The sequence below is a fragment of the Methanococcoides sp. DA23 genome (genome assembly GCF_057593895.1).
The window spans coordinates 1,848,556-1,873,217 of sequence record NZ_CM172520.1 but is presented as its reverse complement, the minus strand read 5'-3'; the positions used below and the strand labels follow the sequence as shown (position 1 = coordinate 1,873,217).

Annotated in this window: 28 protein-coding genes, 1 tRNA gene and 2 rRNA genes; 20 read left to right on the top strand and 11 right to left on the bottom strand. The window is 43.6% G+C overall.

Going from position 1 to position 24,662, the window contains the following annotated elements; all coding sequences use genetic code 11:
• Positions 1-51 precede the first annotated feature (51 nt).
• The 9 genes from rrf (AC20MK_RS09260) (at position 52) to AC20MK_RS09220 (ending at position 5,432) form a co-directional block, all read left to right on the top strand.
• Positions 52-172 (top strand): 5S ribosomal RNA (rrf, locus tag AC20MK_RS09260).
• 195 nt (positions 173-367) lie between these two features.
• Positions 368-439: transfer RNA gene (locus tag AC20MK_RS09255), tRNA-Cys, on the top strand.
• 117 nt (positions 440-556) lie between these two features.
• A 5S ribosomal RNA gene (rrf, locus tag AC20MK_RS09250) occupies positions 557-677 on the top strand.
• Between the two features lie 203 nt (positions 678-880).
• Positions 881-1,990, top strand: a complete 1,110-nt coding sequence (locus AC20MK_RS09245) for an amidohydrolase family protein (protein ID WP_487355542.1) — start codon at positions 881-883, stop codon at positions 1,988-1,990.
• Positions 1,991-2,006: 16 nt separating this feature from the next.
• Positions 2,007-2,459: a universal stress protein gene (locus AC20MK_RS09240; protein ID WP_487355541.1), complete on the top strand. Its 453-nt coding sequence runs from the start codon at positions 2,007-2,009 to the stop codon at positions 2,457-2,459.
• 21 nt (positions 2,460-2,480) lie between these two features.
• Entirely contained in the window at positions 2,481-3,332 is an 852-nt protein-coding gene (locus AC20MK_RS09235; protein ID WP_487355540.1) for a CBS domain-containing protein, read from the top strand.
• Between the two features lie 69 nt (positions 3,333-3,401).
• Positions 3,402-4,082: a 2,5-diamino-6-(ribosylamino)-4(3H)-pyrimidinone 5'-phosphate reductase gene (locus tag AC20MK_RS09230; protein ID WP_487355539.1), complete on the top strand. Its 681-nt coding sequence runs from the start codon at positions 3,402-3,404 to the stop codon at positions 4,080-4,082.
• Between the two features lie 157 nt (positions 4,083-4,239).
• Positions 4,240-4,737 carry a thioredoxin family protein gene (locus AC20MK_RS09225; RefSeq protein ID WP_487355538.1) on the top strand — a complete coding sequence of 166 codons (498 nt, stop codon included), beginning with the start codon at positions 4,240-4,242 and terminating at the stop codon, positions 4,735-4,737.
• A gap of 50 nt (positions 4,738-4,787) precedes the next feature.
• On the top strand, positions 4,788-5,432 hold the full coding sequence (locus tag AC20MK_RS09220) for a cytochrome c biogenesis CcdA family protein (RefSeq protein ID WP_487355537.1): 645 nt from the start codon (positions 4,788-4,790) through the stop codon (positions 5,430-5,432).
• A 117-nt stretch (positions 5,433-5,549) separates the two neighbouring features.
• Here the strand turns inward: AC20MK_RS09220 and AC20MK_RS09215 are convergent, their stop codons facing one another.
• The 7 genes from AC20MK_RS09215 to cbiT are packed head-to-tail and all read right to left on the bottom strand — an operon-like array spanning position 5,550 to position 9,885.
• Entirely contained in the window at positions 5,550-6,299 is a 750-nt protein-coding gene (locus AC20MK_RS09215) for a precorrin-8X methylmutase (protein WP_487355536.1), read from the bottom strand.
• Positions 6,289-7,092, bottom strand: coding sequence for a precorrin-3B C(17)-methyltransferase (gene cobJ / locus AC20MK_RS09210; RefSeq protein ID WP_487355535.1), 804 nt, complete (start codon positions 7,090-7,092; stop codon positions 6,289-6,291). The genes AC20MK_RS09215 and cobJ overlap by 11 nt, the downstream gene beginning before the upstream one ends.
• Positions 7,061-7,414 carry a cobalamin biosynthesis protein gene (locus AC20MK_RS09205; RefSeq protein WP_487355534.1) on the bottom strand — a complete coding sequence of 118 codons (354 nt, stop codon included), beginning with the start codon at positions 7,412-7,414 and terminating at the stop codon, positions 7,061-7,063. Before AC20MK_RS09205 ends, cobJ begins: the two co-directional genes overlap by 32 nt.
• A complete protein-coding gene (locus AC20MK_RS09200; protein WP_487355533.1) occupies positions 7,414-7,899 on the bottom strand; it encodes a cobalamin biosynthesis protein CbiG in 486 nt (161 codons plus the stop codon). Before AC20MK_RS09200 ends, AC20MK_RS09205 begins: the two co-directional genes overlap by 1 nt.
• A 23-nt stretch (positions 7,900-7,922) precedes the next feature.
• Entirely contained in the window at positions 7,923-8,654 is a 732-nt protein-coding gene (cobM, locus tag AC20MK_RS09195; protein WP_309740098.1) for a precorrin-4 C(11)-methyltransferase, read from the bottom strand.
• A gap of 14 nt (positions 8,655-8,668) precedes the next feature.
• Positions 8,669-9,280: a cobalt-factor II C(20)-methyltransferase gene (locus AC20MK_RS09190; protein ID WP_487355532.1), complete on the bottom strand. Its 612-nt coding sequence runs from the start codon at positions 9,278-9,280 to the stop codon at positions 8,669-8,671.
• Between the two features lie 47 nt (positions 9,281-9,327).
• Entirely contained in the window at positions 9,328-9,885 is a 558-nt protein-coding gene (gene cbiT / locus AC20MK_RS09185; RefSeq protein ID WP_250868969.1) for a precorrin-6Y C5,15-methyltransferase (decarboxylating) subunit CbiT, read from the bottom strand.
• A gap of 76 nt (positions 9,886-9,961) precedes the next feature.
• Between cbiT and AC20MK_RS09180 the strand changes: the two genes are divergently transcribed.
• Positions 9,962-11,449 (top strand): cobyric acid synthase, encoded by a 1,488-nt coding sequence (locus tag AC20MK_RS09180; protein ID WP_487355531.1) that lies wholly within the window; start codon positions 9,962-9,964, stop codon positions 11,447-11,449.
• A 38-nt stretch (positions 11,450-11,487) separates the two neighbouring features.
• Here the strand turns inward: AC20MK_RS09180 and AC20MK_RS09175 are convergent, their stop codons facing one another.
• A complete protein-coding gene (locus AC20MK_RS09175) occupies positions 11,488-13,884 on the bottom strand; it encodes a PAS domain S-box protein (protein WP_487355530.1) in 2,397 nt (798 codons plus the stop codon).
• 166 nt (positions 13,885-14,050) lie between these two features.
• Here AC20MK_RS09175 and trpD point away from each other — a divergent pair, with 166 nt between their 5' ends.
• The 6 genes from trpD (at position 14,051) to AC20MK_RS09145 (ending at position 19,134) form a co-directional block, all read left to right on the top strand.
• The gene (gene trpD / locus AC20MK_RS09170) at positions 14,051-15,112 is read left to right on the top strand and encodes an anthranilate phosphoribosyltransferase (protein WP_487355529.1); all 1,062 of its coding nucleotides are present in this window, start codon (positions 14,051-14,053) and stop codon (positions 15,110-15,112) included.
• A complete protein-coding gene (locus AC20MK_RS09165) occupies positions 15,066-15,734 on the top strand; it encodes a phosphoribosylanthranilate isomerase (protein WP_487355528.1) in 669 nt (222 codons plus the stop codon). The genes trpD and AC20MK_RS09165 overlap by 47 nt, the downstream gene beginning before the upstream one ends.
• Complete coding sequence (gene trpE, locus AC20MK_RS09160; RefSeq protein ID WP_487355527.1) at positions 15,731-17,302, top strand: anthranilate synthase component I; 1,572 nt, start codon at positions 15,731-15,733, stop codon at positions 17,300-17,302. The genes AC20MK_RS09165 and trpE overlap by 4 nt, the downstream gene beginning before the upstream one ends.
• A complete protein-coding gene (locus tag AC20MK_RS09155) occupies positions 17,299-17,889 on the top strand; it encodes an anthranilate synthase component II (protein ID WP_487355526.1) in 591 nt (196 codons plus the stop codon). The genes trpE and AC20MK_RS09155 overlap by 4 nt, the downstream gene beginning before the upstream one ends.
• Before the next feature lie 26 nt (positions 17,890-17,915).
• Positions 17,916-18,461, top strand: coding sequence for an adenylate kinase family protein (locus AC20MK_RS09150; protein WP_487355525.1), 546 nt, complete (start codon positions 17,916-17,918; stop codon positions 18,459-18,461).
• A gap of 217 nt (positions 18,462-18,678) precedes the next feature.
• The gene (locus tag AC20MK_RS09145; protein WP_487355524.1) at positions 18,679-19,134 is read left to right on the top strand and encodes an OB-fold protein; all 456 of its coding nucleotides are present in this window, start codon (positions 18,679-18,681) and stop codon (positions 19,132-19,134) included.
• Positions 19,135-19,226: 92 nt separating this feature from the next.
• Here the strand turns inward: AC20MK_RS09145 and AC20MK_RS09140 are convergent, their stop codons facing one another.
• The 3 genes from AC20MK_RS09140 to mer are packed head-to-tail and all read right to left on the bottom strand — an operon-like array spanning position 19,227 to position 21,768.
• On the bottom strand, positions 19,227-19,739 hold the full coding sequence (locus AC20MK_RS09140; RefSeq protein ID WP_487355523.1) for a nicotinamide-nucleotide adenylyltransferase: 513 nt from the start codon (positions 19,737-19,739) through the stop codon (positions 19,227-19,229).
• 11 nt (positions 19,740-19,750) lie between these two features.
• The gene (fpoF, locus tag AC20MK_RS09135; RefSeq protein ID WP_487355522.1) at positions 19,751-20,782 is read right to left on the bottom strand and encodes a F420H2 dehydrogenase subunit FpoF; all 1,032 of its coding nucleotides are present in this window, start codon (positions 20,780-20,782) and stop codon (positions 19,751-19,753) included.
• Complete coding sequence (mer, locus tag AC20MK_RS09130; RefSeq protein ID WP_487355521.1) at positions 20,782-21,768, bottom strand: 5,10-methylenetetrahydromethanopterin reductase; 987 nt, start codon at positions 21,766-21,768, stop codon at positions 20,782-20,784. Before mer ends, fpoF begins: the two co-directional genes overlap by 1 nt.
• 498 nt (positions 21,769-22,266) lie before the next feature.
• Here mer and AC20MK_RS09125 point away from each other — a divergent pair, with 498 nt between their 5' ends.
• The 4 genes from AC20MK_RS09125 to AC20MK_RS09110 all read left to right on the top strand — a co-directional run bounded on the left by AC20MK_RS09125 (position 22,267) and on the right by AC20MK_RS09110 (position 24,653).
• Positions 22,267-22,503 (top strand): DUF2180 family protein, encoded by a 237-nt coding sequence (locus AC20MK_RS09125; protein WP_487355520.1) that lies wholly within the window; start codon positions 22,267-22,269, stop codon positions 22,501-22,503.
• A gap of 10 nt (positions 22,504-22,513) precedes the next feature.
• The gene (locus AC20MK_RS09120) at positions 22,514-22,732 is read left to right on the top strand and encodes a DUF2180 family protein (protein ID WP_487355519.1); all 219 of its coding nucleotides are present in this window, start codon (positions 22,514-22,516) and stop codon (positions 22,730-22,732) included.
• A 51-nt stretch (positions 22,733-22,783) separates the two neighbouring features.
• Positions 22,784-23,134, top strand: coding sequence for a carboxymuconolactone decarboxylase family protein (locus AC20MK_RS09115; RefSeq protein ID WP_487355518.1), 351 nt, complete (start codon positions 22,784-22,786; stop codon positions 23,132-23,134).
• A gap of 145 nt (positions 23,135-23,279) precedes the next feature.
• Complete coding sequence (locus tag AC20MK_RS09110; RefSeq protein ID WP_487355517.1) at positions 23,280-24,653, top strand: multiheme c-type cytochrome; 1,374 nt, start codon at positions 23,280-23,282, stop codon at positions 24,651-24,653.
• Positions 24,654-24,662: the final 9 nt, after the last annotated feature.

Genomic DNA, 24,662 nt, shown 5'->3' with positions numbered 1-24,662 from the left:
ATCTGATATGTAATACAATATACGTGATCACAATCCGTTAATTTGAATGAGTATGGCGGCCATAGCGGTAGGGCCACTCCTGTTCCCATCCGAACACAGAAGATAAGTCTACCCACGTTGTCTACTGTACTGAAGTACGAGAGTCTTCGGGAAATCTACATCGCTGCTATGCTCACTCTATCCAATTCTTTTCTTGACTGATCTTTAACTCAATAGTCGTGGCTTTGTTTTTCAGCATTTTCAACGATCATTAATCTCATTTCTAATTGTTTATCATCTCTATCGAATCGCATTTCATACTACCAATATTGACGCAAGGTAAAAGTTTATATGCATGTTTCACCTACTAGAGACTACATTCCTAATTGCCAAGGTGGCGGAGCGGCTACGCAATCGCCTGCAGAGCGATACCATTCCGGTTCGAATCCGGACCTTGGCTTTATTAATAATAATAAGGTCCTACTTAAAATCCTGACCTCTTGAGCAAGGCTCAAAGGTCGCGCGCTCCAGAAGCGCTGATCTGGATTTGGACCTTGGCTTCATTCATTGATATGAGTATGGCGGCCACAGCGGCAGGGCCACTCCTGTTCCCATCCGAACACAGAAGATAAGTCTGCCCACGTTGCTTACTGTACTGAAGTACGAGAGTCTTCGGGAAATCTGCATCGCTGCTATGCTCACTCTTATTAATTTGCTTTTCTTTAACTGGTTCTAGATCACTAGTTTTAGCCCTATTTTTGCGTCTTAAAACAGTATAATTTAGTCTAACTGTTCTATTTTTGTCTTGAAAATGGCTCAAAGGTCGCACTTTCCGGAAGCTCTGATATGGAACTTCAATCGTAGCTTATATCTACTTTAATGTATATATTTACTCTTTGCAATGTCTTGTGAACAGGTCATTTATGGCACCATAATATGTGGGGATGAGTTTGAAGCGATAGATGGGTATGTTTGCATAGATGATGGTATAATAACCGAAATCGGCGAAGAACCCACTAAAAGCAATAACATCATAGCTCCAAGTTTTGTCAATTCCCATACTCATATAGGTGACTCCATATGCAAGGACCCTGTTCTTGGAATATGTGAGAACTTCAAAGTATCTAAGGACCTCGATGCTCTTGTACGACCGCCGGACGGTCTAAAACATAGGATACTTGAAAATACCCCTTACTCCGATCTGGTCAGTTCTATGAGAACTACCATAAAGGATATGCTGGTGACGGGTACTTCCGCATTTGCAGATTTCAGGGAAGGCGGTGTTCTCGGAGCCCTTGCACTAAAAGAAGCTGTTTCCGATCAGGATATAGACCATATAATTCTCGGAAGGCCAAAATGCACCGACCGACCACTTGAAGAAATTATCTCTGAGCTCGGCAGGGTACTGCAACAAGCTGATGGTCTTGGTATGAGTGGTACTAATGATCTTGAAATGGACCTTCTTCGCAGCTCCAAACAAAAAGCAAAAGATTGCAATAAGTTGTTTGCGATCCATGCAGGGGAAAAAGACAACACTGATATCGACAAAGCGATCTCACTGGATCCGGATTTCCTGATACACATGACAAAAGCAATGCGTTCAGATCTGCAGACAATATCTGACGCAAATATTCCTGTAGTTGTCTGCCCACGTTCCAACTTCATAACCGATGTTGGTATGGCCCCGATCTGCGATATGCTTGACGCAGGAGTGACTGTAGGCGTTGGAACTGATAATGTAATGCTCAATTCTGTCAATATGTTCTCTGAAATGGAGTTCCTATCCAAGGTTTTCGGTCTTGATGATAGACAAGTATTTAAGATGTGTACGCTAAATGGAGCATCAATTCTGGGACTTGAAAATACAGGTTCCATTAAGAAAGGTAACAAAGCCGATCTTATGATATTGAATGGCAATTCCAACAATCTGGTTGGTATAAGCGATCCGATAAGCGGAATGGTCAGAAGGGGTAGACCAGACGATATTTTATCCATAATCTATACAAACTAATGATGGTGAGGGTAACATGACTAGCGAACTGTATAAGAAAATAATGGTAGCAACCGATGGTTCTGAACAGAACAAAAAAGCAATATCCTATGGTATTGAATTTGCAAAATTGAGTGGGGCAAAGTTGTATGTGGTATATGTTGTGGACACAGCTGCGTTTGCTTCCATTCCAATGGATGCCGGATGGGAAATGATGTATGAACTTCTGGAAACTGAAGGCAAAGATGCATCTGATCAGGTTGTAGAGTTGGCTGCAGCTCAGGGACTGGAAATAGAGTCCGCTGTTCTGGAAGGTCATCCAAGCAATGAGATCATCGAATTTGCAGAAGGAAATGACATCGATATGATAGTGATCGGTACACTCGGTAAAAGTGGACTTGACAGGTTCCTTCTCGGAAGTGTTGCTGAAAAGGTCACTCGTAATTCTAAAGTGCCCGTACTCGTTGTACGCGGTGAAATAAGCGAATGAATTGATTGAGGTTAATTGAACATGCCTAAGGAAACACTGGTCAGAGACATTATGGTGAAGGACGTTGCATGCGTCTCCCTTCCCGGATCAAGAGATGAGGTTCTTTCCATTCTGAAAGACAAGAAAGTCTCAGGACTTCCAGTTATCAAAGATAACAAATTGGTCGGAATTGTAAGTCGTTCCAATCTTTTAAAGAAACCTACAGAGGAGCAATTAGCCCTGTTAATGGTACGTGATCCTATCTCAATAGGACCTGAAGAGGATATCACTGTAGCAGCACGTCTTCTTTTGAATAACGGCATCAGAAGATTGCCTGTCGTAGAAGGTGATAAGCTTGTGGGTCTTATAACCGTTGCTGATGTAGTGGGTAGTCTTGTAGACTTGAATATCACCACTCCTATAAGCGATTACCTCAATTCCGGGGTAGGTCCTGTCTGGTATGAGACTCCACTTCCCGTTGTAGCAAGGAATATGGAGCTGGCACATGTAAAAGCAGTTCCTGTGATCGATACCAATCTCGATATCGTAGGCCTTATCACTGACCGTGATATCATAAGTGCCAGTGTCATTGAAGACTCTGTGGAAGTGTCCAATATGTCTGCAGGTGCAGATGATGATGAATGGACATGGGAGAGTATGAGGGACACAATGAGCATCTATTACAGTGTCTCAAGGATAAAGGTTCCTTCAGTACCTGTTAAAGAAGTCATGGTCAAAGACCTCATTGCGGCATCAAGCAGTATGGGTGTCAGCGAATGTGCACTTAAGATGAAAAGGAATAGGATCGACCAGGTTCCAGTGGTCAATGCAAACCAGAAATTCATAGGTCTTTTGAGGGATCGCTATCTTTTAAAAGCCATAATTAATGCCTGATCTAGGTATTGTGAAAGGAGGTTTTCTCCTTTCGATACTTTTTTAATTTATTAGCTGGATTTAATTCACATGAACAGACCATTTACATTCATAAATTCTGCAATGTCTGCTGATGGTAAAATATCGACCAAAGAGAGAAAACAGATACGCATCTCCGGAGATATCGACTTTGATCGAATGGATGAGCTTCGTTCATCATCAGATGCGATAATGGTGGGTGTAGGTACGGTCCTTGCAGACGATCCCAGCCTGACTGTAAAATCTCAGTTCCGGCGTGATGCTCGCAAAAGTGCAGGACTTGATGAAGACCCTATACGTATAATCGTGGACAGTAATGCCCGGACACCCCTGGATGCGGACATTTTTAAAAAGGGAACTGGTATGCGCATTGTTGCCGTCTCAAGCTCTGCTCCGAAAGAAAAGGTGGATGCCCTTTCAGAAAAAGCAACAATTATCACTGCAGGTGATGAAACTGTCGATCTTGTCCTGCTCATGGCTCAGCTAAGCTCAATGGGCATCCGGAGATTGATGGTCGAGGGCGGTGCAACTCTTAATTGGGGTTTGATTTCCAATGGTCTTGTGGATGAGGTCTTTTCCTTTGTAGGTAATATCTTCATAGGTGGTAATAGCTCTCCAACACTCGTTGATGGGGATGGCTTCCTTGAAGGTGAGCTCTTGCCTCTGGAATTGATAAGTTCGGAGATCATGGAAGAGGGCGTATTGCTCAAATGGAAAGTACTTAATGAATGATCTTTAAGGGCAGATTTGCTCTTTTTTTATACCCTCGGTTTTGGACGCACGTGTGTTAACTCTGCATAACCTTTAAATCAAAAAAGTGTTCATAACTACTATATTCATTGAAAAGTACTTAAAATAATTAAAATAATTGATCCTGGTGGTGATATCTATGAAATTAAAGATTCTCGTCATTGCTTTATTCGCCTTGTCAATTCTTCTTGCAGGATGTGTTTCAGATGTTACTCCTATTGATGCGGAATATGATTCCAATGAACGCGATGCTATTCTTGTGACAGAACGGCAACAAATAGATGATGCACTGGTAAACGGACCTGTGCTTTTAAAGATAGGTGCTGAATGGTGTCCTCCATGCACTCAACTTGACCCTGTTCTTGATGAGCTTGCAAGGGACTATGAAGGCAGAGCGACTGTAATGTACATTGATTCAGAGATCACGCCTGGTCTTGCTGGACAGTTCAGTGTTTATTCCATACCTGATACAACTGTGATAGCAGGCATCGAAGATGGAAATTATATATTTATGAGGCGTGATGGTGTGACCGATACTTCCCGTAACAAAGCAAGGGTAATAGGTTATGTCGATATATCTGTTCTTGAACCGATACTAGATCATGCGATCGAGTACCATGGAAATATGACCGAATAAGCGAAAGTATTTCACATGTATTTATCTTTTACTTATCAGGAATGATCTTTATGGATATTGGGGGAGCTACACCATTGGCAGCATTCATCGCAGGAGTTATCAGCATATTATCTCCCTGCGTTCTCCCTCTACTTCCTGTCATCTTTGCTTATTCTACTTCAAAAGGCAAATTAAGACCTCTTGCGATAGTATTTGGTCTATCCTTATCATTCGTATTCATGGGGATAATAACATCTGCCTTTGGTTTGCTTTTTCAGCAATATCTCATCTACCTTACTGGATTTGCAGGCATCATTGTCATATTGATGGGCATGATCTTGCTCTTCGATCTTGGGACCTTCAATTTCATTGGTAATTTATCGGGGAAACAGTTCAAAGAGAACGGCTTAATGGGTGGTCTGCTCCTTGGTATCTCCTTAGGTATAATATGGATCCCTTGTGTAGGTCCAATACTGGCTTCGATCTTATCCCTGGTAGCCATCGAAGGCGATCTCCTCTACGGTGCCTTCCTGCTGTTCGTGTATTCACTGGGTCTTGGTATCCCAATGCTTATAATTGCTTACTCTGCGAACATTTCCTCGTCAAAGCTCAGCACGATCGCAAAGTATGATATGTATCTTAAAAAAGCGGTTGGAGTCATCCTGATACTGGTCGGTATGTGGATGCTTTACAATAATGTGCTCATCAGGCTATGAATCTTTATGGGTCTGATCCACTCATGTACTGCTAAAAATAGAAAATTAAAAATTGAAAGGCCAATGTGTTAATTGACCAATAATAAATTTTAAAATTAATAAGGGATGTGAGTAGGTTTACTCACACTCACAACAGCACTTGCACTCATCTCTTTCCTTTGCAATGGCCACAAGTTCATTAACACAAGCTACAGCCATGGGTGTTCCGCCGCGTGTACCAACACATGTGATGGATGGGACATCCATTTTACGGATCTCTTCCTTGGATTCTGCGGCGTTGACGAAACCAACAGGGGTTCCGACTATAAGTGCCGGTTTGATGCCGTGTTCGATCATCCTGCACACTGCAAGTGCTGCAGATGGTGCATTTCCGATAGCCACAATAGAACCTTCGATCCTGTCCCTTGCTAAAAGGAATCCAGCAGCGGTTCTTGTAATGCCATACTTTTTAGCGACTTCTGCGTTCTGGTCCTCATCAAGTACGCAGATCACTTCGCAATCATGCCCTTTCTTCGTAACTCCGGCTTTGACCATATTGATATCTACAAAGATCGGAGCCCCGTTCTTGATGGCTTTAACACCAGCTTCTATTGCATCATCGGTATATTGCATGATATCAGCAACACTCGGGTCGCCAGTGGAGATCACACAACGCTGGGTGACACGTTCTTCAGGTGTTTCTTTTTCACCTTTCACGATCAGGTCATGGGCAATGCGGCGACTGGTCATGTAGATGGTCTTTGCTTCATCGGTGCGAGCGCCTGAATCTGAACATCCTTCAATGAGCTCCGGGTCGATCTTGACCGTCATCTCTACAAGATCTTCAAGTTCAGGTATGTCCTTCTTACTGCTAGTTTCAGTAGTCATATTTCCTCTGATACCCCCTGGGTGTGATTATCTTTTCGCCGTTCTTGCTCTTCCAGATGCGTGAATCAGCATTACAGACGATTATCATTGTGCTCATGTCGACCCAGTCGTTGTGGTCAAGCACTTCTTCAAGAGTTGTAACGATGTAGTCCTGACTTTCTCCGCGAAGTGCGTTCTTGACAAGTCCTACAGGTACAGTTCCGTCCTTGTGCTGCTTGATGATGTCAATAGCCCTTGAGAAATTGGAATGCCTTTGCCTGCTCTTTGGGTTGTAGAGCGAGATCACGAAATCAGCTGCTGCTGCTGCATTCAAGCGTTTCTCGATAACTTCCCATGGTGTCAGCAGATCACTAAGACTGATGACGGCAAAGTCATTTACAATAGGTGCGCCAAGCACACTTGCTCCGGCTGTGATCGCTGTGACTCCCGGAAGGACCTCTACATCAACTTCCAGATCAGCATGCTCAGCAACTTCCATTACGAGACCTGCCATGCCATAGACATTAGCATCGCCGCCACTTATCATGGAAACTACCTTGTTCTCTTTTGCAAGCTCTACTGCTTTCTTAGCACGGTCTACTTCCTTTCCCATTGCACTGCGGATTATCTCCTGTTTGTCCAGAAGTTCTGCCATCTGGTCAAGATAGGTGCCGTTACCGACAATATAATCGGAGTTCAGTATAACATCTCTGGCACGGACGGTAAGTTGTTCTACAGAGCCTGGTCCGATACCGATGATGAATAATTTCCCATTTTCATTTTTATTCTGCGATTGCAATTGTGATCCTTCCATATACTTTCTTTTTCATTATCAATCTCTTATTATCAGATAATGCTAACGCTGCCGGTTCGGCAACACCTTTGAGCCCAAAGCGGCTCGCCTGTGAATCCGAAGGTACATCAAAACCGTTCAGAACATCATCAGGCAGGAACTTGATCTCAAATCCCATTTCTTTGATGGCTTCTATCAGTCCGGTCTCGTTTTCCTTAAGTGTGGATGAAGCGAACATCTCTATGTCGCTCTTGTCCCTTTCCACTTCTTTCAATGCGCAATTTACTGCATTGATGACCTCTTCGGACGACACTCCTCTGCGGGCGCCTATGCCTAAGTACATTAATGCTCCGCCTTTTCTTTTTTCAGAACAGAAACATCATTATCCACAATAATGATCTTTGGTCCCCTTATCTCCAGGACTTCCACATCCTGATCGAGCAGGGCACAATTCACATCCCTTGTGGATTCCTTGTTGACTATGTCATATCCGAGCTTTGCCGCAATACCTTCTACCGAATTGCGGTTGTGTACTTCAGTGGCTGTGGTGATGACAGGTATCACTCCTATCTCGGATATCTTTCTCACAAGCTCATTGGCACCGTGGTGTCCTCCGAGCAGTGGGATTGCAAAGTTCAGGTTAGAATCGACTACCACTATGGCAGGATCTTCCCACTTATCCACTATGAGTGGTGCTATCTCCCGCACAACGATACCTGTTGCGAATACAGCTACTATTGCCTTATAATCTTCAAATATCTCTTTGAAGATGTCCTTCTTGTAAATTATCACATCTGCCTCGATGTGGTCTGCAAGTTTGTTTGCCACACCGAGGTTACGTTCAAATGTGATTACAGCGGTTCTTGCGCCACTCCGTATAGGTGTGACCTCCTGTAGTCGATTGGGTCTACCACACCGCCGATGAGGATCATGGCAGAGCGTATGATACCTTCGTCCTTGACCTTCTGTGCGATATCGGAAACAGTTCCGTAAATGATCTTCTGGTCAGGCCATGATGCGTGGAAAACAACGGCCACCGGGGTATCATCTGAATACTCTACCTTTTCCATGATCTCCTCTATCTTCTGGGTGCCAAGGAAGACCGCCATTGTTGCGTTGTGCCTTGAGAGTTCCTTGAGTTTATCTTCTTCAAGGGTCTTTCCTGCAGGGCGTGTAATGATAAGTGTGTCAGAAACACCATTGAGGGTAAGCTGTGTATTGAGCGCTGCAGCAGTTGCGAACACGGAAGAAACTCCCGGAACACGTTCCACTGTAACACCATATTTCTTCAGCTCTTCCATCTGTTCAACGACATTACCGTAAAGGGATGGGTCTCCGCTATGGAGGCGAACAACTTTCTTTCCTTCCTCCAGGGCATCTGCTATCCTCTTGGATATGTCTTCAAGGGTAAGACCATAGCTGTCAACCTTTTCTCCCTTGCAGTAGTCCACTACAACAGGGTTCACAAGTGAACCTGCATATACCACAAGGTCTGCCTCTTCCAGCTTTTCCTTGCCGAGTAATGTGATAAGTTTTGGGTTGCCAGGTCCGGCACCCACAAAAGTAACAACTTTATCTGTCATTGAAAACACCTGTTTTAATCCTTCTTAGCATAAACAATGCTGAAATAGTTTCCTTTTTCAGGGATATCTTCGCGGTTCTTGATGATGACCTCTTTGTCGGAGAAGAGCCTCTCTGCAAAGATGAAATCTGTGTATCCTTCCTTGCTGAACTCCTCGATCAATTGCCTTGGACGGTTTGCTTTAAGCCTGATCTTGTGCTTTGTTTCAGAACCATCGCTGACCTCGAACGAAGTATCAACTTCAGCATCTGCCCTTGCGGCAAAGGATGTGATCGAGCTGATCCCTGGGACTGTAGAGGTCTCTACGTCAGGATAATGTTTGTTCATGACACGCTTTAAATGTGTGAACGTAGAAAAGAAATTTGGGTCTCCAATAAGGCCGAACACCACAGTACCGTTCCTTGCTTCGTCTGCAATAAGGTCTGCATTCTTCTTCCACACTTCGTTCAGCACATCATAATCCCTTAACATTGGGAAATCCAATATCTCCGGGGTCGCATATGGCTCTACAAGTTTAGCAGCCATGTTCCCTGGCACATACACCTTATCGCTGTTCTTGAGAATATTAACCGCTTTAAGTGTAAGAAGCTCCGGGTCACCTGGTCCAAGTCCTACTCCTATCAACATATTTCTATCTCCATAAATTTAATCGAACGTATCTAATGTAAACCTTATTAAGCGTTAGAAAGTTTTCCTACTACTATATATACAGGATTTTCGGGCTTGAACATGGTCTCTCCAGTAAGTTCGTATCCTCTGGTAATGGTCACATGAACAACCTCGGAAAAAATGCCAAGCTCTTTCATCTTGTTCATTGTAGTGACAACAGTTTCGATCCTTACAGCATTGACAACAATATTTCTTGCCTTTTTCTCATAGAGCACATCCAATACTTTGGATATGTTCTTGGTGCCGCCAACAAATGCACAGTCAATAGACCCAATATCAGCGTTCTTGTCTATGGCTTCAGAAGATTCGCCATGTATCAGTGTGACGTCTTCAATGCCGAAATTCCTGAAATTCGTCCTTGCAACCTCAATAGCTTCTTCTCTTGCATCGATCGCAACTACTTTGAAATTGCGTGCAGTCTTTGAAGCCTCGATGGATACAGCACCTGTTCCACAACCAACATCATAGAACGTGATTCCATCTTTCAGGTCAAGTTTTGATAATGAGATCGCAATGACCTCTGGCTTTGTAGGCCCTCCGCTTATGTGCAATAGTTCTGACATTTTTCACCTAACTAAAGTAAATTGGAGTTAATTAGATATAGCATAATAAACGTTGTCACATAAAAGGTTGTTGTGAATGATTGCAAATAACGTTAATAAAAAACATCTGTTAGTATTGGGTACAGCCTCACATGTTGGCAAAAGTGCAATAGTGACAGCCCTATGTCGCATATTCTCTGCTGACCACAAGGTGGCACCCTTTAAAGCACAGAACATGAGCCTCAACTCATGGATAACGGTAGATGGTAAAGAGATCGGTATCGCACAGGCGATCCAGGCAAAGGCTGCTGGAGTTGAACCCACAGCGGACATGAATCCTGTTCTTCTCAAACCGAAAGGGGATCGTGTCTCACAGGTCATACTTCTGGGTGAACCCTATGCTGATAAGAGTGCGGGTGCTTATTATGATTCCATAGAAGAGACCCACGACGTATTAAAGGGTGCTCTTAAAAGACTTGAGGATGAATATGATCTCATAGTGATGGAAGGGGCAGGCGGTGCTGCCGAGATCAACCTTTATGAGCGTGACATCGTCAATATAGGGACTGCAAGGATAACCGATGCTCCTATCATCCTTGTGGGTGATATTGAACGCGGTGGTGTTTTTGCAAGTCTCTATGGAACGATACAGCTATTGCCGGAGGATGTTCGCAAGAATGTACGTGGTCTGATAATAAACAAGTTCAGGGGCGATCCAGCTATACTTGAGTCCGGATTGACTGAACTCGAAGAGCTCACAGGGATCCCGGTCCTTGGCGTAATGCCTTACTTCAAACTTCGCATACCTTCTGAAGATTCCGTCTCCATAGGTGATAAGTCTGCAGATGATGGTGAAAACTATGATGTTGACATCGCAGTAATAAGGTTGACAAGGATATCGAATTTCACGGACTTTGAACCCCTTGAGCACATGGCAAAGGTGAGGTATGTAGACCTTTCCGATGACCTTGGCAATCCCGATGCTATCATCATCCCGGGCACTAAGAACACGACCAGTGATCTGAATGACCTCGTGGAAAGTGGAATGGCTGACAGGATAAAGTCCTTTTACGGTAAGATACCCATACTTGGTATCTGTGGTGGCTACCAGATGTTGGGCAAATCCATCGTTGATTCAGGTATCGAAGGTGGTGAATCTGCTCGTTTAGATGGGCTTGGACTTTTGGACATTGAGACCGTTTTCGATGCATATGAAAAGCGCACTGTTCAGGTAACCAAGACCGTTAAGGAAAGTGGTCCTATCTTTGACAGTATCAAAGGTGAGGATGTAAGAGGATATGAGATACACATGGGTCTTTCCTCATCGAAAACACCGGTGTTTGGCGATGATGGTTGTGCAGACGACAGTGGCCTTGTTATAGGCACATATCTGCATGGACTCTTTGATAATGTCAATATAAGGCGTGCTCTTATCAGTTATCTTCTCGAAAAGAAGGGTCTTGAGTTCAAGGAAGAGGATATTCCTGATAAGGATCCCTATGATGAACTTGCAGACGTTGCTCGTGAAAATCTTGACATGAATAAGATATATGAAATGATCGGATTAGAGCCTGAAAAGGTCTGATACGGTCATTCTTTCCTTTAATTCTTTATTTTCTTTCTTTATTTTTCATGGGAAATTTCAGGTTTTATTGGTAATGTGAATGTGAACTTTGATCCTTGTCCCAGTTCACTTTCCACCAGGATCGTCCCGTCCAGCATATCAAGGTATTTCTTCACAAGAATAAGGCCGATGCCTGTTCCTCCAAACTTCCTTGTGCTTGATGAATCAAGTTGTCCAAAAGGCTTGAAAAGGTTTTTAATGTCCTCTTCAGCAATGCCTATTCCTGTATCGGTCAATGAAATCTGTAATTTATCATCGACAACACTTTCTTCAATAATGATCCTGCCATTTTCGGGAGTGAACTTGATGGCATTGTTCAGAAGGTTATATAATATAGTATTGAATTTTCTAAGATCGGACTCTATATGTGTACCTGAACTTGTTTTGATGATAACATCAATGTATTTCTTTTTGGATAGTCCTCTTGTCATTAATTCAATTTCTTCGAGAATCTTTTTTGTTGCAAAGGTCGTATAATGAATGTCCATTTCCCCAGTTTCGATCTTTGACAAGGTGAGGATATTATTGATAATGGCTAACAGATTTTTTCCATTTTTGTGTATATGATTTGCATATTTCCTTTGCACAGGGTTCATACTGCCGGACGTTTGTCTCATCAGCACTTCTGAAAAACCGATAACTGAATTTAGTGGAGTCCTTAGTTCATGGCTCATATTAGCCAAAAATTCGCTCTTTGTACGATTTGCTGCTTCTGCTGCAAGCTTGGCTGTGAGCATAGCTTCTCTTGCACGCTCACTCTTTGAAATATCATGTGACAGTTCAAGAATTATCTGTTTTCCTGCAAATGAGATCGGTGTTATCCTTACTTCAACAGGATATGAAGTTCCATCCTTTTTTCTATGTTTGGTCTCAAAAACAGCATCCTTGTATTCTATGATCTTTCCAATGTTCCCATGTTGTTTTAAAACACAAATATCAGCTATGTTCATGGCAAGAAGCTCTTCCTTCGTGTAACCGGTATTCTTTGATGCAAGAGCGTTCACAAGAATGATCTTTCCTTCAATGTCATATGCAAATATTTCTTCTGTTGCCTGTTCCACAATAGTCCTGAAACGTTCATTACTCTCTTTAAGAGCATTCTCCATCCTCTTTCGGCCAGTAATATCAAGTGCAGTAAATGTAATTCCTTTTGTATGATCATTTGGGTCAATGGGTGAAGAACTCAAAAGGATGTCTAAGACACTTCCATCCTTCCTTCTCCATTTTGTTTCGACTGTTCCACTTCCATATTTCCGCATCTGGTCATATTTCTCAGTGCCTACATATTTGTAGTCTTCATCACTGATGTATAACATCTCTGCTTTGGAACCTATCAGTTCTTCCTTTGTGTAACCGGTAATTTTGCAAATTTTTTCATTCACCTCTTTAATTACCCTGTCTATGGTCATTCCTATTCCTGTCGGAGCTGCTCGAAATATGCTCTGGAGTCGATCATCCCTTTCTTTAAGATCCTGTTTTATTTTCTTCTTTTCAGTAATATCTTCTACAAGTGCATGACAATGTGTCACGATCCCATTTTCATCTATTATGGGAACAACTCTGATGTGCATGTACAGTTCTTTTCCCCATGCGGATCTATAAGGGTTTTCGGAAACAATGATCTCTCCGGATTCCATGCATTTACGCATAAGGTCTGAGATGCCATTTTCTATAAGTGGCGGGTGTTCGAGGATATTGAATTTCCGGGTTGCTTCTTCTGAAGGTGATCCCAGAATATTTAATAGAAATGGATTTGCTGAGGAAATTTCTCCATTTTTCTTAACGGTGATCATGCCAAGTGGGAGGCTTGATATCACTTGCTTTGAAAATATCTCTCTTTTTTGGAGATCTTCTATCTCCTGTACTCGCGCTATCAGCTCGCCAAGATTTGATACGATTGTCTCTATTACATCTTTTGTATCGTCGCTTATTTTTTCAGGGCCATACTTTGATAAGTGCAATACGGCAATTACATTTCCATTTTGTTTAACGGGAACGACTGCAATCTCCCCTCCTTTTTCGAGGTTTGTATATGTCGGTAATTGCTTTTTAAGATCGCTGTCCTTGATGTATATTCTGTCTCCTCTTTGAATACTTTCAAAAATAGCATCTTTACTGTTAATGAACTCTTTTTCGATAACGTCCTTTCCTTTCCCGGAGTCTGATGTCAAGTAAAACTCATTTGCATCTTTATCGAACAGATATGCTTTGGCAGAATCTATTCCTTCGATTGTACTAATATGGTTGACAAGATGCCACATCGCTTCTTCAGTATCCTTTGCCAAAGCAAAAGCTATTGCAATGTCCTTCTGAACCTCTGACACATTCATACCTTTAGTATTCTCATTGGGTTTCAGTCGATGATCTCCTGTGGAATTCACATTTTTTACTATCAAACGGATTGGTATATTTGTATATATATCTTCATATTATTCAATTCCTAATATATTATATACTGTGTTTGTTTTCTGACTTTTTTGTTAATTCCAGAAACCTTTATATAGAAGCCACACAATTATACATTAATGTACATACTTGTACACAAATGCAAAAGGTGATTACATGAAATATTATCTACAACAATTAATTGATGGTCATGATCTTTCAATGGTGGAATCTGAAGCTGCCATGGGACAGATACTCGAAAGTGCTACGGATGCACAGGTCGGTGCATTTGTGATGGGTATGAAAATGAAAGGTGAAACTCCTGATGAGGTGGCAGGGTTTGCAAAAGGGATGCTTAAAGTTGCAAACATGATCCGTCCTCAGGTCGATGGTATACTCGTTGATACCTGTGGCACGGGAGGGGACAGGCACAATACTATTAATATCTCCACCGCTGCTGCAATTGTTGCTGCGGCTGCAGGTGTGACCGTTGCAAAGCACGGTAATCATTCGTTCACATCATTGTCTGGTAGTGCAGATGTTCTCAAAGAACTGGGTGTTAAGATCGATCTGGATCCTGATAATGTGAAAAGGTCAATTGAGGATATTGGTATCGGCTTCATGCTGGCTCCCAAATTCCATCCTGCAATGAAGAGGGTGGTAGGTCCAAGAAAAGAGCTTGCTGTAAGGACAATGTTCAATATTCTCGGTCCTCTGACAAATCCAACCGGTGCAAAGGCACAGGTTATCGGGGTCTTTGACAAAGGTCTTTGCAATCTTATGGCCGAGGTCCTCAAAAAACTCGGGAAGGAACATGTATTGGTCTTCCACGGGGATGGCATGGATGAGATCTCAACCCTTTCTGAAACATTTGTTGCTGAACTTAAAGATGGTATCATCTCGAACTATACGATCACTCCTGAAGAACTGGGGGTGGCAAGGGCAAAAGCCACTGATATTGTGGGTGGCACTCCTGAAGAAAATGCCAGGGACCTCCTGTATATCCTCAACGGGGAAAAGGGTGCAAAACGCGATATAGTCGTTGTCAATGCCGCTGCAGCAATATACGTTGCAGGACTGGCAAATTCGATAAAAGAGGCTGTTCCTTTGGCAGAAGCTGCTATTGATAGCAAGAAGGCATTGAAGAAACTTAAAGAATTAGTAGAATTCACATCTGGTAATAAGGTGGATAATGAGGCATTCAACACGGGTCAAAGTCTGCGGAATGAAGTCTGCTGATGACGTAGATCTCGCAGTACGTTCCGGGGTGGATGCGGTTGGTTTTATAACCGATGTACCCGTGGACACCCCTCGCAAGATAGATCTCCAAAAGGCAAGGGAGCTTATAGCTCGTGTACCTTTTTTTGTGGATTCGGTGCTGGTGATAATGCCAGGTTCAGCGCAGGAAGCTATCGATATGATCAGGACTGCTAAACCGGATGTCGTTCAGGTTCACAGTCAACTCGATACTGATGAAATGAGGACTTTAAGGGATAATACTGATATCAGTATAATTCGCACTTTCCATGTTCAAGAGGATGTGTCTGCTGACGATCTGAGAAATAATATAAATATGTTCACTTCAGAAAACCTTATTGATGGGGTCCTGCTGGATTCATATGTGTCAGGCAAAGTGGGAGGCACCGGTCAGTTGCATGACCTTTCCGTAAGTAAGCGTGTAGTTGATCTTGTGGATGTTCCTGTCATATTGGCAGGCGGTCTGAATCCTGATAATGTCAAAGCCTGTGTGGAAGAGGTCATGCCGTTTGCAGTGGATACTGCTTCGGGGGTAGAAACGGATGGACTCAAAGATGCTGATAAGGTCGTTGCTTTTGTGAATGCTGTGAGGTGTGTTAGATGATTTCGTTCGATCTTACAAAAGAGGATTTTACTGATATTGTATATGATGCAGGAAAACCTGCTATTGTTCAGCTTATGGCTAAAGTGAGGTCAGACTGCTCTCCACTTCAGCTTTATACTACCTTACAAAAGGACAGATACTCCTACCTGCTGGAGTCTGTGGAAAAGGAAAAACGTCATGCTCGCTTTTCATTTGTAGGTGCTTATCCTGATGGTGTTGTGAAGATAAGCGGTCGCACTCTCGTATTGGAATGCTCAAAAGATTCACCCTTAATTAGTAATGTACGACAGAATATAGCTTCTGAATGTGACATTGTTGAAGATACTGGTGATGTATTAAAAGCGGTCATACGGGACGGTCATGATGTGCTTGATGCATTAAGGACCGTGTTCCCTACTGCGAATGGGACTGTCTTGCTTAACGGTGAAAGGTTTGACAGACAGACTTTCCTTGGTGGGGCTATTGGTTACAATGGTTATGACATTGTATACGACTGCTGGTTAGACGCTAAAAGGAGTCATAATTCCGGTATTCCTGATATGCAGTTCATTCTTACAACGAAGACATTCGTGTTCGATCATGTCACTGAGGAGACGTACATTGTAATGACTCCGTTCGTGGATGCCGGTTGTGATGCTGGTGCAATATATGATGGTGCTTTGCATGATGCCGAGAGGATGCATAAATGTCTTTGTCGTGCAGGGGACATCGATCAGGACGTCTTACCAGCCTTAAGCGATGCAGGCGAACCAGTATGTAATATGGACAAGGATGTGTTCGAGAAAGCTGTGATGGCTGCAAAGCAGCATATCATTGATGGTGATATTTTCCAGGTGGTCCTGTCCAGAAGATATTCTGTCAGGCTGCAACAGTCTCCTCTTGAACTTTATCGTACTCTGAGGGAAATAAATCCAAGTCCGTATATGTACCTTTTCAGTTTCGATGATCTTAGTATCGTGGGTGCAAGTCCTGAGACACTTATGACCGTACATAAGAAGAATGTCATTACCAATCCTATTGCAGGGACATGCCCTCGCGGGAATGATGAGGCTGAGGATGCGAAATATGCTGCTCGTATGATGGCGGATGAGAAAGAGCGTGCAGAACATGTCATGCTTGTGGACCTTGGCAGGAACGATGTTCGTATGGTCTCTCAGTCCGGGTCGGTAAAAGTAAAGGACCTGATGAGTGTCGTGAAGTATTCCCATGTGCAGCATATCGAAAGTACTGTTTGCGGCGAGTTAAGGCCAGAGTGTGACCAGTTCGATGCGACACGTGCTATCTTTCCGGCAGGTACGCTTTCAGGTGCACCTAAGATAAGGGCAATGGAAATTATCGATGAGTTCGAAATGTCTGCACGTGGTGTCTATGGTGGCGGAGTCGGTTATTATTCGTGGAATGGTGATGTAGATACGGCTATCGTGATAAGGACCGTTGTCATTAATGGTGACACTGCTTATGTGCAGGCGGGTGCGGGAATTGTGGCGGATTCCGATCCGACATACGAGTATGAGGAAACTGAGCGTAAGATGGCTGCTATGCTGACTGCCATGGGGGTCAAAAGATGAAAGTGCTTTTCATTAACAATAGGGATTCTTTCGTATGGAATCTTGTGGACTATGTGTCCATGTATGAATCCGATACAGTTGTAGTGCCCAACACCATCTCTGTTGAGGAGGTTCGAGACATCGATCCTGATGCAATAGTGATCTCCCCGGGTCCGGGTAATCCTGGCAATGCGCGTGATATTGGAAGTTGTCTTGATGTCATCCGTGAGTTTGGTGTTAAGATACCCATACTTGGTGTGTGTCTTGGCCACCAGTCTATAAATACTGTTTATGGGGGTACTATCGGTCATTCTCCTGATGGACCGGTTCACGGTAAGGCCTCGATGATCTCGCACGATGGGTCTGAGCTGTTCGAAGGTCTTCCTGGAACATTCGCAGCAGGGAGGTATCATTCCCTTTCAATCCATGAGCTGGCGAAAGATGTCAAAGTGATAGCAGAGAATGACGATGGTCTCATAATGGGCATCAAGCACAAGTCCTATCCTGTCTATGGGGTACAGTTCCATCCGGAATCCATACTAACTCCTGAAGGGTTGAAACTGGTAGGTAATTTCCTGAAGATAGCAGGTATGCGAACGAAGGGTTAATGTCCCTTGGTGTTATCTTTTCGAATATGATAATTGGACTGACCGGAACGCCGGGTACCGGCAAAACTTCTGTTAGCAGGCTTCTTCAGGAGCATGGCTATAATGTGCTTTACCTGACCGACCTGATCAAAGAGGAATGTCTTTATTCTGAGGTGGATGAGGCTAGGGATACACTGGTTGCGGATATGGATCGTGTATTTTCCCGTGTCTGTGAGCTGGCCGGTGATGATGAAGGTGTGAACGTTATCGATAGTCATATGGCCCATCACATTGCTGATGTGGTCATAGTTCTGCGTACTGCTCCTTCTGATCTTAGGGAGCGGCTCAAACTGCGCGATTATTCTGATGCCAAGATAGAAGAGAATGTGGAGGCTGAATGTCTGGACGTTATACTGGTTGAGGCTGTGGAATGGTGTCAGAAAGTATATGAGCTCGATACCACTGGAAGGGTGGCAGAAGATGTGGTGTCTGATGTGGAGGAAATTATATCAGCTGTTCTGTCAGGTGATGATTCCGAGGTTTACCAAAAGTATATGCCGGGTTCCTTTGACTGGAGTGGGGAGATATTCTGAAATCTCACTCTATTTTCTTATCGGGTGTAGCGCCGTAATATTCTGTTCTGTTCTGTTAATCTTCATCTTCTTTTCGTTCAAGACAACATCATAAATTATTAGTTATCACCATTTCATTTTCATATGATCTTCATAAATTCCACATCTACTATTGGTTAAATGTAAATATACTTACTACATATCTATTTTAATTATATCTTCATGAAGGGTGTATATTATGAAATTCATAAAAATAGGAATTGTTCTGTTATTGATGGCAGTGCTGGTGGTATCCGGATGTTCTGATTCAAGTGATCCTGAAAAGGTATCTGAAGTTGCAGAAGACCTTGGTGTAGATGTGATAAGTACATCATTCGATGATCTGGGTAGTATCTATTGTGATCCTGAAGTTACTCATGATGAGATCGCAACTCTGATCGATGAAGAGTACAAAGGTAATTTTGTTCAGTGGACGGGCACAGTATTTGCTATAACTAATAATGGTAATTCATATACAGTTCAGGTTCAGCACTGCCCTGATTCCCTTTCTGATGCAGGTGTAACTTTCAGGCAGGATCAGAATGAGGCTGTTTCACAGATCATAAAAGGCCAGGAGATCACTTACATTGGAAGGATAACACGTTACCAGGATAATGTTGGTCTTTGGATCGAAGAAGCTTCCCTCGTTGTTTAAGGGTGTAGGATAAAATCTTTCAAAACAGATTCAGGAATGCAATTATTTGATGGTGTTTTTCACCATCATTTTTCATTTTAGAATATTAAGGCTCAGTCCGTGCCTGCAACGCGCTTTAAACGCCTTACGCCGTTGATCTCTTCGATGACATCAGCAACAGCATTCGGTACAAGGTGTTTCCATTCTTCCCCTGCAAGCATACGTCTTCGTATCTCTGTACCTGAATACTCTTCCCTGTGGTACATAGGAGGCTGCTTTACTGTAACTCCTGTCTCTTCAAAAAGCTCGATAACAAGGGGATTATTGGTGTATACCGTATCAAAAGGTGGCGTTCTGGACGTCACATAAGAGACCCATATCGGATTTTGTAGTGTGTCGTCTATGGGCAATGCATAAAAATGAACGTCAATGTCTTCAAGGGCATGCCTGATCATCATAACTCGTTCACCGGCAGTGAAGGGGTTATTCACTTCATGGCTTGTTTGGGCACTTCCTATTCCAATTATAAGTTCATCGACCTCTTCGGCGATGCTGGTTATCACGGAGTGATGGCCCAGGTGGAATGGCTGGAAGCGCCCGATGTAAAATGCCCTTTTCATATTCATGCTCAACAACGTTAACGGAAACCGCCATCATCGAATGAGAATTTCTCACACACTTCTAGGTAGTGCGCAGAGTTGTTGTCATGTTTCATTGTCGTCAGTTTCTCAATAAGGAACATTCCTGGCTTTGGATCTTCCATGAACTCAAGTTCACTTTCGACCATCTTAAAGTACTTTTCACCTGCATCGGTGCGTATAAGTACAGAGTTCCAGCCATCTGGGGTGCCTACTGAACCTACTGCTATGTCTGCAAAGACTGATGTGTAGTCATTACAGTGGTGGCATGGGTTCCTTGCATGAGGTGCAACCTTTGCGATAGGTACGCTGTGCTCTTCACCATCTTTGGTGTATGCCCAGAACTTACCTTTGCCGAAGTCCATCTTGACAACATCCTCGGCCTTGACGCCCATTATCTCAGGTATGATCTTATCTGTCATGACTTCCTGGTAGAAGCTTTCCATGCAGAGCAGACCTATGATAAGGACTATCTTGTCGTTGACGTTCTCTGAAATGAGCCTTGCACCGTGTGCCTGGCATGGTACTCCGATAACAGCAACCTTCTCATACTCGTTGAATGGATCTCTTAGTATTGAAAGGACTGAATCGTATGTGTATTTGGTACCCTTTGCTTTTTCTACATCTTCTGCATTTGTGAAGAGTTCAAGCTCGGTTTCCCATTTTTCATTCCTGGTGATACCGACAACACAGTCGATCTCACCCTGTTTAAGGAGTGATCGTGCAATAGCGGAAGTAACACCACCGTCCTGACCGGCAATGTTGCTCTTTGCGGCAAGGAAGCTTCTGACGTTAGCGAACTCGTCCTCGAAGTAACCGTCAACGACCGGGCAGATCCTGCTGCATGTAAGACATCCCTCACATACATTAGGGGCAGCACCATGTGTGTACAGTTCGAGGCTGTCGGGGTCGCGGACCTCAGCTCTCTTGTCACCCATTGTTATTGCACCGGCAGGACATGCTGAAACGCATGCCCCACAAGCGGTACAGACGTCAAAGTTTATGACGTCCATTATTTTAGGATTAACCATCAGTTCCCACCGATGATCTCCTTTCCGATGAGTTTGATCGCTTTTTCTTTGTTAGGTCCGATAGGTGAACCTGCAACGATCTGAGTAACACCGATGTCAAGCAATTCATTGATCCTTGCTTTACAGTCGTCTGGTGTACCGGATATGGAGAATGCTTCCATCATGTTGTCTGTGACCATGTCACCCATGAGTGCTCCGAAGTCGCCCTTTGCGATAGCTCCGCCGATGTCTGCCTTTGCAGCGACATCAATGTCGTGGCGCTCAAGGACCATGTCAGGTGAACCTGCAACGATGAATGCAACAACGATCTTTGCTGCGCTTCTTGCCTTTGCAGCATCCTTGTCAATTGAGAAGCATGCGTATGCTGCAACATCAACTTCCTTTGGATCTCTGCCTGCCTTCTTTGCACCGGATGCGATCTGCTTTACTGCTACTTCAAAGTCCTTTGGGTGTGATGCGTTGATAAGTACACCGTCTGCGACCTCTCCTGCGAGCTCGAGCATCTTTGGACCCTGTGCACCCATGTATATAGGTACGTCACCGGTCTTGAATGCTAACTTTGCACCGCCGAACTGGACCATATCTCCGTCCATTGTTACTTTCTCGCCTGCGAAGAATGAGCGAAGCGCAGAGATATTTTCCTTTGTGGTGGTGAGTGGTTTTTCCCATTCAATTCCCATTGCATCGAAGGTTGCCTTGTCACCAGGGCCAAGACCTAAGATAGCACGTCCGCCGGATATCTCGTTAATTGCACCAATACTTGAAGCTGTGATAGCTGCGTTCCTTGTGTAGGGGTTTGTAACGCCGGTACCGAGCTTGATGCTGTTTGTGTTCATGGCAAGAACTGCCAGTGTTGAGTAAACGTCACGATTGTTGTAGTGGTCAGTGATCCACACATTGTCAAATCCCTGCTGTTCTGCGAGCTTTGCGTAATGTGCGATCTTAAGCACTGGATCATTTGGCACGAATTCTATTCCGAATGTCATTTAAATCCTCCAATTTAATAATGTTATTCAGGATTACGTGCATATATTAAAACCTTATTGGTTTATCCCGAATGGAAAACATTGTCGATGCTCTGCTTATATTTCTGGTTCGTTTAGTCTGTTAATATATGTGTAATGTTCTCTTTTTCCCTGTATGTTTCACTACTCTTTAATCCTACTGTTCTTCCGTCACTTTTGAAATACCGATATGCATAAATATTCATCTAACCTATTTTTAAGAGTGGTAATGGATTCATCTATGGAATTCAAGGGGACTTCCCGGGGATATCATTCAATAAAAGTGGGAATTCAGGGTTATCTGATGCATTTTTCAGGTGGCTTTTAAAATATTCCTCACTGCACATTCCCAATAGCAATAGTGATCGAAGATGATGCTTGAAGCATGTGCAATTTGATGATCTTGGGATCTTGTCCCATATATCCGTTGAAACGATCTACAGACAAACACCTTTTCGAAAGAATACATTGGGTGATCGAATGAAATGTTATGAATGTGCAAAGAACGGAAAAGAATCGGATGTCTTAGGCATCTGTATCGTATGTGGCAGAGGGGTTTGTAAGGACCATCTAATGCGTGAAAAGATCCCTAAGTGGGATGGGGAATATGACATCAAGCTAAGCTGTATGGGAGATTCCTGCAAGCTGAAGGATATGGATCCAATGCTCAAGATAGTGTGCACACCATGCCATGATGCTCTAATAGGGAACCAGTGAGGTGGATACCATGATGAAATGTTATGATTGTATGGAAGAGGACAAAGACACTGAAGCTGCAGCTGTCTGTATATTATGTGGAAAAGGACTTTGTGTGGACCACTCAAAAGAACTGCTTCTCTCGGTCTCGGCAGGGGAACCCCCACATACCAAACGTATGCACAACGGTCTCACAAAGATCCTGTGCAAATACTGTCTGAGCAATACTATTGTTGATGCTTTTGACTGAGCGTTTTGATGCTGATAGATTTATAAATTATTAATTAAGGAGTGACATAATATGAGTGAAGAAAGCAGAAAAGTAATAGATGACATTGGGGATAAGATGGGCTTCACCCCTCAGATACTTGAGACCTTGCATGAACTGGACCCTCATTTTGTAAAGAAGTACACCCGTTGCGATCATAAGATCCTGACAGATGGTGCCCTTCCGGCAAAAGTGAAGATATTGATGGCACTTGCCGTTGTAGCTTCCAAGCAGTGTGAATCCTGTACAGTGGCACAGATGAAAAGTGCATTGAAGAACGGTGCGACAAAAGAGGAGATCATGGAAACCATGGAAGTCATCTCCGTAACATCCGGTGCACCTGCAGTGGCAGCATGCCGTGATGCGCTAAAACTGTTGAAATAACTCAATCGTTCGGTCGAAAATAAGGGCGCAATGCCATCTGGGTCGTATGTGTTCTCATCGACCCTCTTTTTTAGGGCTTGTTCCCTTGTTCATTCATTTAAAATGATCTCAGGGGGTTTCTCATATTAAGTCCATTCATTTAGCTTTGACCTTTTTATTGTTCGTAGCTGCGATCCTGCTTATCACCTGTAATGCCTCTGCCGTTGAACCTACCGTATTTGGTGAGTTGAACTCTGAGGATTTCATTACCAATTCAAAATGTGCGAATTGCCATGCTATATTGCGTAGTCAGCATGAAGGTAGCATGCATGCTTATGCTTATTCCGATCCTCTGTATCAGAAAGAGGTTCTGCTTGCAAGTGAAGATACCAACGGTCAGACCGATGAATTCTGTTCACGCTGTCACACCCCTATCGGTGTTGTCAGTGGTGAAGTTCCTCCCATCGATGGCTCTATGATAAGTAATGTGGCCTCGGAAGGTGTTCAATGTGATTTCTGTCATACAGTATCCGAAAGTGCAGGTATTGGTGACGGTTCATTCGTTTCAAGTCCTGGTGATGTTAAATGGGGTCCGCGCGATGACGCACCTTCGGCATTCCATGAGTCCGAGTTCAATGGGCTTTATATGGAAGCTGAATATTGCGGAATGTGCCATAATGTTAACAGTCCTTTCAATGGTCTGCCTCTTGATGATACTTACACTTCCTGGTCCGAGAGCTCTTATGCAGAAGAAGGTGTGGTATGTCAGGATTGCCACATGAGTCCGGGGATAACCCAGTTCGAAGCAGCTCCGGGAAGATCTGCTTCCAGTTCTACTAAGAGGGACCATATTCCTGTACATGAGATAGTTGGAGGGAACTACTTCATGCTCGACCTCCTCTCTGATGGAAAAGCCGGTGATGCTGCTGTGGAAAGGCTTCAAAAGGCTGCAACCCTTGAAGTGGATGCACCAGATGCTGCAATTTCCGGTGAAGACGTTTCGATCAAGGTCTCTGTTACCAATTCCGGTGCCGGTCATAAATTGCCGACAGGTATCTCTGAGATAAGGCAGATGTGGGTCTCGGTTTCAGTAACGGATGCCGATGGGCTACTATTATACAGTTCCGGAACGCTTGATGGCGAAGGGGATATAGAAGATGGCATTATCTATCACACTGTCCTTTCCGATGCTGATGGGGATGTGACGGCTAAATTATGGCAAGCTGAGGCTATCGTTTCCGATAATCGAATACTTCCGGGTGATACGGCTGTCGAATCCCATTCGTTCGTTATGCCGGAGGATGCTGCGGACCCCATTCTCGTTGAAGCAAAACTATTATACCGCTCCGCACCTCAGAGTATTGTTGATGAACTGTTCGGGAAGGGTATCTATGAAGTTCCTGTGATCGACATGGCAGAAGCCTATGGTTCTATCAACGGGGAGGCTGAAGTGCCTTCAGAGTCAACACCGGGATTTGGTGCAATATTGCTTATATTTTCACTGATCGCAGCGGGTTGTGTTGGCAGGATCCTAAAATGATATTGGAGA